Here is a 14,464-nt window from a genome sequence, read left to right as displayed (position 1 = left end):
TGACCGAGGCTACACGCGTCCGCCTTTTGGTGCTTACACGGCGCTGGCAACCGGCATTGCCGTCGCCAGCTTTCCCATCCGCCACTGGAGTGAGCCTGGGCTGGCACTAATCCCGGCCGGCATCCTCGCCGACTCTGTCGGGGGTAGTTGGACACCCACCAGCAACGAAGAGATCATCGTCACCACACAGATCGTGGAACAGGATCAAATCCTCTACTCGTCGTCCAATATCTATTACATTAATGCCGGTGATCGGCGCCAATATGCACCCCATAGAGTGCCACAGGCCCCCACAACGCCGGTCATTTCCATCACCGACACTTGGTAAACTTATGCTGTTGACTCTTATGACGGTGCTATCTGCTTCTTATCGACGCTCGATTCACATGGCTGCTGCGAGCCTTGCGCTGTTGGTGCTGGCCGGCTGCGCCTCCCTGGGCAATAACAACCAGCAGGAAGCGCCCAAACCGGACCTTTCCGAGCTTGCCCATCAAGCTGCTCAGCAAATGATGGCAAGCAACCCCGACCTTACACGCTATAGCCCCATGATTGCCGCGACTTTTGTCAGCATCGACAACTTGAGCCAGTCCTCCACGTTTGGGCGTATAAGCTCGGAGATCATGGCTTCGGCTCTCGCTCAGCAAGGCATGCAGGTGCGGGAAGTCAAGATGCGCGATAGCATGTTCATCGAAGAGAATGTGGGGGAATTGATTCTCTCCAGACAAGTGCAACGCCTGAGCGCTCAGCACAATGCTCGCTCCATTCTCATGGGAACCTATGCCCAGGGTCAGGACTCCTTGTATGTGAGTGCACGGGTAGTGCGTGCGGGTGATGCCATGGTGCTGGGCAGTGCAGACTTCCGTCTCCCCCTCGATAACAACATCCGCAGCCTGCTGGAAGGCCAAGGCGGCTGGTGATGATCGGGTAAACGTCCCCGCAACATTCAATATTGTCGAAAAGCCTGAGGAGCTTACTCCCCAGGCTTTTCATTGAAATGAGCAAAGAGAAGCGATGCCGTCTCAACCGAAACCTCGCAAGCCGCATATCGTGGCGACCAGCAGAGTCATCAAGCTAGTGGCCAACATCACCAAGCTGTTGAGCTATGGCTTTCATGCCCTGTTCCCCAAAAAACGCTTTACGCTACCGGAACAAGCGGCCCCCTGGCTGAAGCCCAAAGAGCCAACGCCCATCCCCAGGATCATCTGGCAAACCAACTTCACCAATAAGGTCACGCTCCCTGTCTACCTGAATTACCTGTTCAACCGCTTGATGGCCCCGCGCTTCGAATATCGGTTCATGATTACCGAGGCCAGAAAAGCGTTCATTGCCGACCACTACCCCGCAGAGATCAATCAGCAATATGATCGCCTGCAAATCGGTGCCGCCCAGGCCGATTTCTGGAGGCTGCTGGTGCTCTACCAACACGGTGGCGTGTATCTGGATATCGATGCCCACGCGATCTGGCCCTTGGCCAACACGTTAGGCAAGCATGAGGAGCTTTACATCACCACCCGCCGTGGTGAGCTAAGCAACTATTTCATTGCCAGCCGCCCCGGCAATCCGAACCTGTTGAGGCTGATCGAACGAGTGCAGCACAACATTCAGGACAGCTCCCTGACCAACGTCTTCGAGCTGACCGGGCCGGGGGTGTTCATCGAACTACTCGATCAACAGGCCGTGCCCACTGTCTCCTATCGGCATGCCTGTAACCAGGGCAGCTTCACCAACGAGCATTTTCAGTATATCGACAAAAAAGCGGGAAAATGGACCAAGGAGCAGCGCACCGTCAGCGTCGTGAGACCAGAGCCTGCACGTGATGCTCAGGACCGCTCTGCCGATTGACCTGGAAAACGCGACCTACCAAAAAAACGCTAGCCTAAGGCTAGCGTTTTTACTTACTGAAGACAGAAGCGCTTACTTGTAAACCGGGAAGCGGCCACACACCTCTGCCACTTTATCCAACACTTGGGCTTCGATGCCGCTGGTGTCTTCCCCCTTGGCCAGCACATCGAGGATATCGCAGATCCAGCCTGCCAGTTGGGTACACTCTTGCTCACCGAAACCGCGGGTGGTCACTGCCGGGGTGCCGATACGCAGGCCGGAGGTGACGAACGGGCTTTGCGGGTCGTTGGGCACGGCGTTCTTGTTGACAGTGATGTGGGCGCGGCCCAGGGCAGCATCCGCATCTTTGCCGGTCACGCCCTGCTTGATCAGAGAAAGCAGGAACAGGTGGTCTTCGGTACCGCCCGAGACGATGTCGTAGCCACGCTCGATGAACACGGTTGCCATGGCCTGTGCGTTCTTGACGACCTGCTGCTGGTAGGTCTTGAACTCGGGTGCCATGGCTTCCTTGAAGCAGATCGCCTTGGCCGCGATGACGTGCATCAGCGGGCCGCCCTGGCCGCCGGGGAAGACGGCAGACTGGAGCTTTTTCTCGATCTCGGGGTTGTTTTCCGCCGAGAGGATCACGCCGCTACGGGGGCCACGCAGGGTCTTGTGGGTGGTGGAGGTGACCACGTGGGCGTGGGGCAGCGGGCTGGGGTAGACACCGGCCGCCACCAGACCCGAGACGTGGGCCATATCGACCAGCAGGTAAGCCCCTACTTCATCGGCGATTTCGCGGAATTTGGCCCAATCGACAATCTGGGAGTAGGCCGAGAAGCCCGCAATGATCATTTTCGGCTGGTGCTCACGGGCCAGTTGGGCCACTTGAGCGTAATCGATCAGGCCCTGCTCATCGAGACCGTACTGGATAGCATTGTAGTGCTTGCCAGAGAAGTTGGGCTTGGCACCGTGGGTCAGGTGACCGCCCGCATCCAGGCTCATGCCGAGGATGGTGTCACCGGGGCTGACCAGCGCCTGGAATACGGCACTGTTTGCCTGAGAGCCGGAGTGCGGCTGCACGTTGACGTAGGTGGCGCCAAACAGCTCCTTGGCGTAATCGATGGCCAGGTTCTCGGCGATATCGACAAACTCACAGCCGCCGTAGTAGCGCTTGCCGGGGTAGCCTTCAGCGTATTTATTGGTCAGCTGGCTGCCTTGTGCTTCCAGTACCCGCGGGCTGGCGTAGTTTTCGGAAGCAATCAGCTCGATGTGGGCTTCCTGGCGTGCCACTTCTTTCTGCATGGCATCAAACAGCACATCATCGAATCCGGCAATTGTCATGTCGCGGCTGAACATCGGCGGGAACCTCGTAACGAAACGGTCATCATGGAGAAGCGAGGGAGCCATGATAACCCACTCGGACGCGACTTTCATCGCATCCGTATCAGGTGTTACATGAGCATGTTTCATGTTGGCGGTAGCCTTTACAGGCTGACCAACTGGACAACCGCGCTATTTCAATTCGAAAGTGACGCGTAGGCGCTGACTGCTGCCCAGCGGGTCCATCATGAATTGTTCGAGGGTAAAGGGGTCCGGCAGCGCGATGTGCGTGGTCAAGGATTGGGCGTGCCCCCCCATGATATCGACCAGGGCTACCATCAGCTTGGCGACCTGTGGGCCTGCCAGCCTTTCGAACTGGCGAGCCTGAGCCCAGCCTTGCGCCACCATTTGCGAGGTGCTGATCCCCTCCTGGGTGGCGAGTTCTGTGGCGAGGCGCGGCAGAAGGCCAGCATCCTTGTAGGCCAGGGTGACATTACCGCCGTGAAGCCTGGCCGTTTCGAACAGGGCTGGGTGTTGCATGGCCTGTTCGATGGTGGCACGCCCAGGTAGCGTCACGGGAAGCGCCATCTGGTAGCTCACCTCCCCCGCCTCGCTGAGCTGTAAAAAACCTTCCGCCTTCAGCTGCGGCGGTTGGGTATCCTCATGCCACTCGGAGACGCTACGCCCTGCGGCATTCAGGCGCCCGCTGCCACCGGTCAGCACGTTATTCACGGCCTGTAGATCCAGGCGCTCTTGCGGTGGCGCCAAGCCAATCAACGCCCCCATATCCAGCGCGGCCCCTTGAAAGCCCATATCGCTGACATAGAGGTTGCCGCTGGCCCAGGCACACTCCAGCAGCACGCTCCAGCGGTCACCGGTCAGGCTGAAGCCGTTCACTTCGGCCCACGCCAGCTGCTCCTCTCCTGGGCGATCGAGCCCTTCCAGCCCACGTATACTCAGCTCATCCAGCCCCAGCGAAGCACTAAAGCCCGACGCCAGATCATTGAATTCGGCCTTCAACCCGTGAAGCTCAAAGCGCCCAAGGGCAGCGTCGCTCATCTCTTCCAGCACCAACGCTTGCAAGGTGAGGTAGCCCGTCAGCGCCGCGTCGTTGCCCCACTCTTCCGTCCACTGCTTGGCCAGGGTGCCGTCCAGCCAGACAGACAGCTCACGCAGCTGTAAACCGTGAAGCGGAGCGTCATGGGCAAGCACGCTGGACAACAGGGGCACGGCAGCCCCCGGGCGAGCCAGCGTCATTTCAGACAGGTTCAAGACCGGGTCACGGACGTCAGGCTCAATGATATGTATGCCGTAAAAGGAGACGCTATCGGGTTGGTCGTAATCGCCCTGCACTTGGTAAGCCTCAATGGTCACCACATCGCCTTGCGCCAAGCGAATCACGATGTGTTCGGCCACCACGCGCTGGCCCTGTTCGCGAAGCTCTCCAATCTCGATGAGCTGTTCGCCGCTCCCCCAAAGGGTTTGCAGGTCTGCCTCCAAACGTGCCACAGACGCATGGGCACCACCGGCACTCAGCAATAAGGCGAAAAGGCTTACACAAAGCGGCATAGCACGCGTTGACATGGAAAACGGAGATAAGAAATGAGAGACGTTAAACGACCGCATGCCGCGAACTCCAATGAAGAGGCGCGTAGCATACACGAAGCCTACCTGGTGAAAAGCGAAGATTGAGCCTACTCAAACGGTCGCACCATAAATTGGCTTCCCACAGGTCAAGAAGTCCTGCTGTGGGTGGAAGCCTCTTGTGGCTGGGAACTTCTTGTGGCTGGGAGCCTCTCGTGGCTGGGAGACTCTTGTGGGAGGGAGCTTTAGCTCGCGAGGATTCCAGCACCCAGCTTGATATGGGTGGCTACTCAGGCAATCGCCCAATAAATTGGCCTCCCACAAGATAGCCTAGGTGCCTGCCTAGGCAGTCGCCCAATGAAATTGGCCTCCCACAGGATAGCTTGGGTGGCTACTCTGGCTATAAGCCAATGAACTGGCCTCCCATAAGTTGGTTTGGGTGGCTGCTCTGGTATAGCCAATGAATTAGCCAATAAGCCCAGCTGTGGCTGGGAGCTTCTTGTGGCTGGGAGCTTTTTGTGGGAGGGAGACTCTTGTGGGAGGGAGCTTTAGCTCGCGACGATTCAAGCACAGGTGCCTGCCCAGGCAATCGCCCAATAAATTGGCCTCCCACAAGATAGCTTGGGTGGCTACTCTGGTAATCGCCGCTCAATAAAATTGGCCTCCCACAGGTTGGTTTGGGCTGCTGCTCTACCCAGTTACAACCATATAGCATTCCAGTAGCTATAGGATTTGATATCGTCGACCAAATTGGCACGCAATGGATTGGCGACAATATATCTGGCCGCTGCTTTTAGGGCAGTTTCATCTCTAATCATTCGATCATGAAAGCCGTCCTGCCAAACGCTCTGTCCAATATCCAAAGACACATAGGTCTTGTAGCGTCTTACGGCCTCCGATAGCTGTTCATTTAATTGAAAAAGCCAATGGATGTGGTCTGGCATGACGACATAGGCGTAAGTAGTGGCAAGCGCTGCCACACGTGGATGATAGAAGTGTCGAGCCGCATGACGGGCCCGGGAAAAAGTGGAAAAGACAGGTTGCCGACGCTGAGTGGTGATGGTCACCAGGTAGTAACTGTTGGGGATTGAGAGCCTGCCACGTCGCAGCTGATAACTTCTACTCATGTGGTCACTCTCCCTTTATGTGATTAACTTTATTTAAACTAGCATATTTTCGTTAATCGATTGATCGGTGACAGAAAGCGCAGGTGAGGCTGGAAGCTTCTTGTGGCTGGGAGCCTCTCGAGGGAGGGAGCTTTAGCTCGCGACGATTCAAGCACGGGTGCCTGCCCAGGCAGTCGCCCAATGAAATTGGCCTCCCACAGGATAGCTTGGGTGGCTGCACTGGCTATAGCCAATAACCCCACTGTGGCTGGGAGCCTCTCGTGGGAGGGAGCTTTAGCTCGCGATGATTCCAGCACCCAGCTTGATATGGGTGCCTGCCCAGGCAGTCGCCCAATAAATTGGCCTCCCACAGGATAGCCTAGGTGCCTGCCCAAGCAATCGCCCAATAAATTGGCCTCCCACAGGATAGTTTGGGTGGCTGGGAGCTTCTTGTGGGAGGGAGCTTCAGCTCGCGACGATTCAAGCACAGGTGGCTGCCCAGGCAATCGACCAATAAATTGGCCTCCCACAGGATAGCTTGGGTGCCTGCCCAGGCAGTCGCCCAATGAAATTGGCCTCCCACAAAATAGCTTGGGTGCCTGCCCAAGCAATCGCCCAATGAAATTGGCCTCCCACAGGATAGCCTAGGTGCCTGCCCAGGCAGTCGCCCAATGAAATTGGCCTCCCACAGGATAGCTTGAGTGCCTGCCCAAGCAGTCGCCCAATAAATTGGCCTCCCACAGGATAGCTTGGGTGGCTGCTCTGGCTATAAGCCAATGGATGGGCCTCTCTCAAGTGGGCTTGAGTGGCTGCCTGGGCAGCCACTCTTTCGTTACTTACGCTTCGCCTAACAGCCCCAGGCTGGCGGCGGGGGCTTGGCGGCGCAGTTGGTAAGAGAGCAGATGACCAATAATGCCGATCAGCAGCGCGCCGCCCAAGGGCAGCACTAGCCATAGGCCCCAATGCAGGCGCGGGGTGAGGTCGAGCCAGTAGAGGTAGAGCGCGGCGGTGGCCAGTTCGGCCAGCACGGCGCCCAGCAGCCCGCTGGCAAAGCCCAGCAGGGCGTACTCGGCTCCTTGCACGCGGGAGATCATCCGATTACCCGCCCCGAACACCCGCAGCAGGCCGCTTTCATGGGCGCGTACCGGTCGGCTGGCCGTGAGGGCGGCATACAACACGCTCACCCCTGCCAACAGCACCAGGGCCAGCACCAGCTCGACGGCCCGCGTTACCTGGGTGAGTACGTCCCGCACCTGGCCCAGAATAGCATCAACGTTGAGCAACGAGACGCCGGGGAAGTCGCTGACCAGCTGGCGTACCAGGCCCTGCTCCGCGTCTGGCAAGTGGAAGGCGGTGATGAAGCTATGCCCAAAGGACTCCAACACGCCCGGCGGAAAGATCACGAAGAAGTTGGGGTTGAAGCTATCCCAGTTCAGGCTGCGCAAACTGTCGATACGGGTGGTGATGGTATCGCCCCCCACGGTGAAGGTCATTTCATCGCCCACGCCTAGCCCCAGGCGGGCTGCCAGCCCCTCTTCCACCGAAATGGGCACGGTACTGGCCACCGCCGAGGCAGTGGCCTCGACTTCACTCATCCAACCCTGGGGCTCGCTGGGGGTGCGAAACCACTGCCCGGCCACCACGCGATTGCCTTCCGGCAGCGTGGCTTGCCAGGTGAGGTTCAGCTCGCGGCGCAAGGAGTTGTCGCCCCGGGCATCGGGTGGCACGGCGTCCCGAGGGGCTTGCCCGTTGATGGCACTGATGCGCCCGCGCACCATGGGGTAGAGCGTGCTTTGGGTCTCGACGCGCGGGGCCACGGCCTGCTCGAAGGCCTCGCGTTCGCTGGGCTGGATATTGATGGCAAAGTAGTTGGGTGTGTTGTCCGGCAGCTGGTCTTGCCAGGTGGTCAGCAGATCACCACGTACCAGCACGATCATGGCCATGGCGAAAAACGTCACCGAAAAGGCCAGCAGTTGCCCTAGCCCGGCCTGCTTGCGGCGGGCCAACTGCCGCCCTCCCAAACGCAGGGCCTGGCCCCATTCACTGGCACCGGAGAGGCGCTGCACTGCCTTCAACAAGCCATTCAGCAGCAAGGCACTGACGCCCCACAACAGTGCCAGCAATAGCGAACCGCCCAGCAGCAGCGCCAGAGCCAGCGAGAAGCTGCCCGAGTAGAGCCACAGCAGGCCACCAAACACCAGGCTGGCCACGCCCACCACCAGCCAGGCGGCAGGCGGCAGCGGGTCCAGTTCACGGCGCAGCACTTTCAGCGCGCTCACCTGTTTGATGCGCAGCAAGGTGGGGCCAGCAAAACCCACCAGTACCGCCAGCGCGGTGAAGATGCCCAGCCATAGCGGCATGATGCCGGGGGCAGGCAGCGTCATGGGCAGGAAGCTGCTCAACAACCACAGCAGCAGTGCCTGGCCTACCAGCCCGAGAATGGCCCCCAGCAGCGAGGCTATCAACGCCAGGCCCACCAGCTGCAGGCTAAACAGCATGACCAGCTGTTGCTGGCTAGCGCCGAAGCAGCGCAGCAGCGCGGCAGTGTCCAGATGGCGCTCGACATAGCGACGAGTCGACATGGCCACTGCGACCCCGGCCAACAGCACGGCCGCCAGCCCTGCCAGCCCCAGGTAGCTCTCCGCGCGCTGCAGCGCATTGCCCAGCTGCGGCCGGTCGACGCGGACATCACGCACGTCCACGCCCTCCCGGCGTAATTCCGCCAGCAAGCCTTGCACTTGCTCCAGAGCGGCAGGCGGCCCGGCGGCCAGCAGCTCGAACTCGACCCGGGAGCCAGGCTGCACCAGCCCGGTGGCATCAAGGTCGGCGGTATTGAGCATCAGCCGGGGGTTGAAGTTGCCAAACCCTGCGGACTGGTCGGCTTCACGCTCGATGATGCCGGTGATGGTCAGCTCGGTTTGGCCTACCTGTACCTGATCACCGATTTCGATCTCGATCAGCTCCGCCAGGCGCGGGTCGGCCCAGGCTTCACCGGCGGCAGGCCCGGAGGCCAGCCGCTCGACGCCATTGCCCAGATCGACCAGGTTGACGCCATAATGCGGGTAGATATCATCGACGGCCTTGAGACTGGCCGGTTGAAAGCGCTCACCGCGACTAATCATCGACACCAGGTCTACCTGATCGCTCAGGGTAAAGCCCGCCGCTTCGAGTTCGGTACGCAGGCGCTCATCGAAGGGCTCGCGCTGTTCCAGCACCAGATCGCCGCCCAGTATCTGGCTGGCCTGGCGCTCCAAGCCACGCTCCAGACGGTCCAGGAAAAAGGCGATCATGGTAGATGCCGCCACCGCCAACATCAGCGCCACGAACAGCGCCCGGACATCTGACGCGCGCAAGTCACGTTTTAAACTGCGGGCGGCCAGCCGCCAGTTGATCTCACTCATTGCCTTCCTCGCTGGTGGCCGGGGCGGGAACGAAAGGCGTCAACTGCCCATTGGTGAGCCGCAGGCAGCGGTCGCAACGACGCGCCAATGCGTGGTCGTGGGTCACCAGGATCAGCGTGGTGCCTGCCTGCTGGTTCAGCGTGAACAGTAGGTCGATGATTTGTGCGCCGGTATCCGGGTCGAGGTTGCCGGTGGGTTCGTCGGCGAACACCAGCTCCGGGTCGGTGACGAAGGCACGGGCAATCGCCACGCGCTGCTGCTCGCCCCCCGACAGCTGCTTGGGCAGATGCGAGGTGCGCTCCCCTAGCCCCACACGTTCCAGCCATTGCTGGGCGGCAGCGGTTTCCCCTGCCCGTGGCGACAGCTCCAGTGGCAGCAGCACGTTTTCGAAGGCGCTGAGCGTGGGCAGCAGTTGGAAATTTTGAAACACGAAGCCTACTCGTCCGGCCCTGAGCGCGGCACGGCCATCCTCATCCAGCTGGCTCAACGGGTGACCAAATAGCGTCAGCTCACCGTCGTTGGGCGTGTCCAGCCCCGCCAGTAGCCCCAGCAGGGTAGACTTACCGGCCCCACTCTTGCCCAGAATGGCAACGCTTTCCCCGGCGGCCACGCTGAGATCGAGGTTGTCCAGAATGGTCAGCGAGCGCTCGCCACTGGCGACGCGTTTTGCCAACTGATGGGCATGTAGCACCACGTTGGGCGCCATGGCCGGGGGAACCTTATCTGACGTTAGCGTGTCGGTGATGGGCGGATGCGCGTTGGCAGCATCGCTGGGCACTTTGGAAGTAGGGTCAGAGGAGTAGGACATGAAGCGTGAATTCCCTTTAATAACGGTTCGACAACGAATGGTACCTATACAGCAGGCGATGCACACGACACTCTTGAAAACTGGCTTCTTCAACACAGCTTTTGCAAAATCGGCTTTCTCAAACTTCGTGATGCTGGCGGCCATTACGCTGGCGGCCTGCTTGAGCGTACTTCCAGCGCACGCCGATGACGGCCATGATGACGACAGTGCCCACTCATTGCCCACACTGCTGGTGATGGGCGATAGCTTGAGCGCTGCCTATGGTATCGAAGAAGAGCAAGGCTGGGTGGCGCTGCTCGCCCAGCGTCTGGAGGGCGAGGCCGAGGTGGTCAATGCCAGCATCAGCGGTGAAACCACCGCTGGCGGTGCTCAACGATTCGCCGATATTCTCCGACAGCGTCAGCCGGATATCGTTCTGCTGGAGCTGGGCGGCAACGATGGCCTGCGCGGCCTGCCCCCCGCCCAGATGCGCGCCAACCTGGCCAGCATGATCGAACAGAGCCAGCAGGCCGATGCCGAGGTACTGCTGCTGGGCATCGATATTCCGCCCAACTACGGGCAGGCATACCGTGATGCCTTTACCGGCGTGTTCCACTCGCTGGCGGATGAGTACGCGCTTTCACTGGTGCCCTTCCTGCTGGAAGATGTGGCGCTCAATACCCAGTTGATGCAAAGCGATGGCATTCATCCCACGGCAGAGGCTCAGCCTATCATTCTGGACAACGTTTGGCCCGAACTGGAGCCTATGTTGGAGGCATCGCACCAGGCCACTCGGTAACAAAACGTTGATGATTTGTGACCAGCAGGGATAGCGCTTTTGCATGTCAGCGAGTAATCTGAAGGCCTATTTACCCAACGCTCATGGCGTCCATGTCCCTGCACTCACTCCCTCCTCCCCATGGCCTGACACGTCGTCGGTTCTTGACCGTCACAGGCGCCTTGTTGCTGGGTGTTGGGTTGGGGTTTCAGCCCTCTCCTGCGGCCGCCTTCAACCCTCAGCGGCTGCGTCAATCCATGCAACGGCTTTACGGCCAAAGCGGAATGGACGTGCTGGAAGAGTGGTTCAGCCTGCTCGACCGCCTGCAGGGCCAGGATATTCAAACGCAACTGCGCGACGTGAATGACTTCTTCAACCGGCGCATTCGCTGGGTAGATGATATCCAGGCGTGGGGCCAGGAAGATTTTTGGGCCACCCCCCTGGAGGCCATGGGCAAGGGTCAGGGTGATTGCGAAGACTATTCGATTGCCAAATACATCACGTTAAAGCAGTTGGGCGTTCCGGGTGACCGGCTTCGCATGATTTACGTACGCGCGCGGATCGGGCGTAGTCAGATTACCCAGGCGCACATGGTGCTGGGCTACTACTCGACGCCCAATGCCGAACCGCTGGTGCTGGATAACCTGATGCCTTCCATCACGCCCGCTTCCCAGCGTAACGACCTGGACCCGGTCTTCAGTTTCAATAGCAGTGGTTTGTGGGCAGGCGGCGGCTCCGAGTCTCGCGCCGACCCGCTGGCGCGGTTGTCTCGCTGGCGCAGCGTTATCGAGCGCATGCAATCACAAGGATTCATCTAAGAGGAACAGGCACCATGTCGCTGATCAAACAGCTTTGGCTGGCCATTATCGTGCTGTTGCTGCTGTCGTTCGTCGGCAGCCTGGCCATCAGCATCAACAGCAGCCGCGCCTACATCGAGCAGGAAGTGCGCATCAAGAACGAGGACAACGCCACGGCACTGGCGCTTTCCATGAGCCAGCTGGACAAGGAACTGGTGATCCTCGAATTGCTGATTGCAGCGCAGTTCGATACCGGTTACTACCGTTCTATCGTGCTGCGCGATGCCGAAGGCGACGTGCTGGTGGAACGCCGCGCCGGTGAGTACAGCGGCGACGTCCCCGGCTGGTTTCGTAGCCTGGTGCAGTTCGATGTGCCCACGGGCACGGCCACCGTTCAGGATGGCTGGCGGCAGTTTGGCACGCTGGAGTTGGAGAGCCAGCACAGTTTTGCCTATGCCTCGCTATGGCGCAGCATGCTGGAGCTGGCGGGTTGGTTCCTGCTGGCGGGGGCGATCAGCCTGACCCTGGCCACGGTGATGGTAAGGGGCATCAAGCACCCGCTGGTACGAGTAGTGGCCCAGGCCAAGGACATCAGCGCGCGCCGCTTCACCACCATCAAGGAACCCCGCACGCTGGAGCTGCGTGAAGTGGCCCAGGCCATGAACGTGCTGTCGGCCAACGTGCGCCAGATGCTCAGCCACGAAGGGCAAAAGCTGGACGAGCTGCGCCGCCACCTGCAGCACGACCGTGTGACCGACGCCTTGAACCGCGATGTGATGCTGGGCAAGCTGGGCGCTCTGCTGGAGAGTGAAGACGCCCGTGCCACGGGGCTGCTGGTCATGGTGCGTGTGCGCGCTCTGGAGCAGTTGAACGAGCAGCTTGGCCACCAGGCCACCGATGCCCTGCTCAAGCAGCTCACCCAGCAGTTGGCCGCGCTGGATAGCACGTCGGAAGAGCCTCTGGTGGGCCGACTCAACGGCAGTGACTTTCTGCTGATACTACCCATGGAGGAGGAGCCTCACGCACTACTGCCTCGACTGGAAGAAGCGCTGGCACAGGTAACGTCGCCCCACAATAGCGCCACACCGGGCCTGGCCACCGCCGTGGTAGCCTACCATCCGCATGATGAACGTGGCCCGCTGCTGGCGACGCTGGACGACGCCCTGGCAGAGGCGGAAAGTGCCAGCAGCGCTACCCATATCGTGGTGCGGCAGCGTGAACAGGGCTCCCTGTTCGGCAACCACACGCAGTGGCGCACGGCCCTGACCGACGCCATTGCCCAAGGGCCGCAGTTGGCCTACTTCCCGGTCATGGATGCCGAGCAGCAGGTGTTGCACTACGAGTGCCCTGCCCGCCTACAGCTGGCTCACCAGTGGCAAAGTGCGGGGATCTTCATTCCCTGGGTCACGCGTTTTTCGATGGAGCCCGCGCTGGATATCGCGGTCGTGCGCAAGGCACTGGACAAGCTCAAGGCCCACGGCGAGCAGTCGCTCGGCATCAACCTGTCGATTGCATCGATTACCAACGCCGAGTTCGTCAATGAGCTGAGACAGCTATTGGAGAAGCAGCCTGCCCAGGCACGCAAGCTCTGCTTCGAGGTACCCGCTACGCTAACGCCGCACGCCATTGGCAGCCTGCGCGGGCTATGCAGCGCTCTGCGCCCGCTGGGCTGCCAATTCGGCATCGAGCACGTGGGTGCTGAATTCACCAAGCTGGCCGACCTGCACGACGTAGGGCTAAGCTACCTGAAACTGGACAGCAGCCTGGTGCGGGGTATCGATACCTCCCACGAGCAGCAGACCATCGTGCGCGGCATGGCCACCCTGTGCCACTCACTGGGCATTCAGGTGATCGCCGAGGGCGTGGCCGCCCCAGAGGAGCTGGAAAGCCTGTTCCGCACCGGTGTAGATGGCGTGACAGGACCAGCTGTTCGAGCCAGCTAGGCCCCACCATGGTGGTAAGGGCGTGCCTGAGGCACGCCCTTACCAAAGTGGCGTATCGTCATCCCCTAGCAGGTTCACGTCATTCCTTGCGCGCAGCGACTTACGCTCCATCACCTTGCTCTGGGCGGCAGCGGGCAAATCGGTAAAGCTCAGGACACCCTTTGCCAGTAGAACTTCCAGCAGATCCTCAACTACGCGTACGAAAGCCAAATCAGAAGCGATAAACTGCGAAGTCCCACCTACTTGTCCGGCAAGAAAGGCCAATACTTCTGGCGAGTCTCCCTCAACAGTATCATTACACTCTGGCGATGGTTCCTTGCTGAGCATCACGATCTCTCCCTCCTCATTACGCTTGATATAGAGCATTGTCTTTATCCATTTGTAGGGCTAACCGTTATTAAACTTAGCGTAATAGATTAATTATGAGATGACCTAGCTTTTTTTTCGAGAGCTAGATTTTTGAGATAGCCTTCATAAGTCTCACTGTGAGTGATCGCTCGTGCTTCTGCTCCAACTGTGCAAGCCCATTGATTACCACCACAAAGCAGTGCAGCCTGTGTTATGAGGTCTACATAGGATGAGCGCAAAATAAACGCTATACTCGTTTCGTAGTCACCTCCCTCTCTTTCCATCTGGGTCGCAATCTGCCAATTTGAAATCGCATTCATTAACACAGAGTTAAGGTGGTCAAAATTCTTTCGATAAAAACTATTTCTTGGAAGCTTGATCAAAAGATCAAAGAATAATTTATTAATACTATCATCATCCAGCAGCTTGTCTTTATCTATTAGATCGTCCCATTTATGGACTATATCACAAACTAATTCAACAAATTCAACAGCAGACTTATCGTTTTTCATCCAGCGTAGTAACTGTATCTGATCAAAGTACATATCACTTCTACCTACTTATGCGTTAAAAGAG

Annotated in this window: 12 protein-coding genes and 1 pseudogene; 6 read left to right on the top strand and 7 right to left on the bottom strand. The window is 59.2% G+C overall.

From position 1 onward, the window contains the following. From HSS18214_RS19170 to HSS18214_RS0100060, 3 genes and pseudogenes are all read left to right on the top strand, one after another. A pseudogene (locus tag HSS18214_RS19170) lies at window positions 1-328 on the top strand (hypothetical protein); the annotation flags it as partial. 4 nt (window positions 329-332) lie between these two features. Further along, entirely contained in the window at window positions 333-917 is a 585-nt protein-coding gene (locus tag HSS18214_RS0100065; RefSeq protein ID WP_162129515.1) for a FlgO family outer membrane protein, read from the top strand. A 94-nt stretch (window positions 918-1,011) separates the two neighbouring features. Then, complete coding sequence (locus HSS18214_RS0100060; RefSeq protein ID WP_016913273.1) at window positions 1,012-1,842, top strand: glycosyltransferase family 32 protein; 831 nt, start codon at window positions 1,012-1,014, stop codon at window positions 1,840-1,842. Between the two features lie 72 nt (window positions 1,843-1,914). Here the strand turns inward: HSS18214_RS0100060 and glyA are convergent, their stop codons facing one another. The 5 genes from glyA to HSS18214_RS0100035 form a co-directional block, all read right to left on the bottom strand. Then, the gene (gene glyA, locus HSS18214_RS0100055) at window positions 1,915-3,180 is read right to left on the bottom strand and encodes a serine hydroxymethyltransferase (RefSeq protein WP_016913272.1); all 1,266 of its coding nucleotides are present in this window, start codon (window positions 3,178-3,180) and stop codon (window positions 1,915-1,917) included. A 156-nt stretch (window positions 3,181-3,336) separates the two neighbouring features. After that, the gene (locus HSS18214_RS0100050; RefSeq protein ID WP_156808442.1) at window positions 3,337-4,653 is read right to left on the bottom strand and encodes an aq_1923 C-terminal domain; all 1,317 of its coding nucleotides are present in this window, start codon (window positions 4,651-4,653) and stop codon (window positions 3,337-3,339) included. Between the two features lie 773 nt (window positions 4,654-5,426). Then, complete coding sequence (locus HSS18214_RS0100045; protein ID WP_016913270.1) at window positions 5,427-5,855, bottom strand: REP-associated tyrosine transposase; 429 nt, start codon at window positions 5,853-5,855, stop codon at window positions 5,427-5,429. An 815-nt stretch (window positions 5,856-6,670) separates the two neighbouring features. Beyond that, a complete protein-coding gene (locus tag HSS18214_RS0100040) occupies window positions 6,671-9,235 on the bottom strand; it encodes an ABC transporter permease (RefSeq protein ID WP_016913269.1) in 2,565 nt (854 codons plus the stop codon). Continuing rightward, window positions 9,228-10,043 (bottom strand): ABC transporter ATP-binding protein, encoded by an 816-nt coding sequence (locus HSS18214_RS0100035; protein ID WP_016913268.1) that lies wholly within the window; start codon window positions 10,041-10,043, stop codon window positions 9,228-9,230. The genes HSS18214_RS0100040 and HSS18214_RS0100035 overlap by 8 nt, the downstream gene beginning before the upstream one ends. 235 nt (window positions 10,044-10,278) lie before the next feature. Between HSS18214_RS0100035 and HSS18214_RS0100030 the strand changes: the two genes are divergently transcribed. The 3 genes from HSS18214_RS0100030 to HSS18214_RS0100020 all read left to right on the top strand — a co-directional run bounded on the left by HSS18214_RS0100030 (window position 10,279) and on the right by HSS18214_RS0100020 (window position 13,540). Then, on the top strand, window positions 10,279-10,821 hold the full coding sequence (locus HSS18214_RS0100030) for an arylesterase (protein WP_237718574.1): 543 nt from the start codon (window positions 10,279-10,281) through the stop codon (window positions 10,819-10,821). Window positions 10,822-10,913: 92 nt separating this feature from the next. Beyond that, entirely contained in the window at window positions 10,914-11,618 is a 705-nt protein-coding gene (locus tag HSS18214_RS0100025) for a transglutaminase-like cysteine peptidase (RefSeq protein WP_156808441.1), read from the top strand. 14 nt (window positions 11,619-11,632) lie between these two features. Next, window positions 11,633-13,540, top strand: coding sequence for a bifunctional diguanylate cyclase/phosphodiesterase (locus HSS18214_RS0100020; RefSeq protein WP_016913265.1), 1,908 nt, complete (start codon window positions 11,633-11,635; stop codon window positions 13,538-13,540). Window positions 13,541-13,579: 39 nt separating this feature from the next. On the opposite strand, the gene HSS18214_RS0100015 is transcribed toward HSS18214_RS0100020, so the two are convergent. Beyond that, complete coding sequence (locus tag HSS18214_RS0100015) at window positions 13,580-13,906, bottom strand: hypothetical protein (RefSeq protein WP_016913264.1); 327 nt, start codon at window positions 13,904-13,906, stop codon at window positions 13,580-13,582. 50 nt (window positions 13,907-13,956) lie between these two features. Beyond that, the gene (locus HSS18214_RS0100010; protein WP_016913263.1) at window positions 13,957-14,433 is read right to left on the bottom strand and encodes a hypothetical protein; all 477 of its coding nucleotides are present in this window, start codon (window positions 14,431-14,433) and stop codon (window positions 13,957-13,959) included. Between the last annotated feature and the right edge of the window lie 31 nt (window positions 14,434-14,464).

The organism is Vreelandella stevensii S18214 (assembly GCF_000275725.1).
In the GTDB taxonomy this organism is placed as follows: Bacteria; Pseudomonadota; Gammaproteobacteria; order Pseudomonadales; family Halomonadaceae; genus Vreelandella; species Vreelandella stevensii.
Note: the sequence above shows the minus strand (reverse complement) of the source record. Positions and strands in the feature narration are given on the sequence as shown.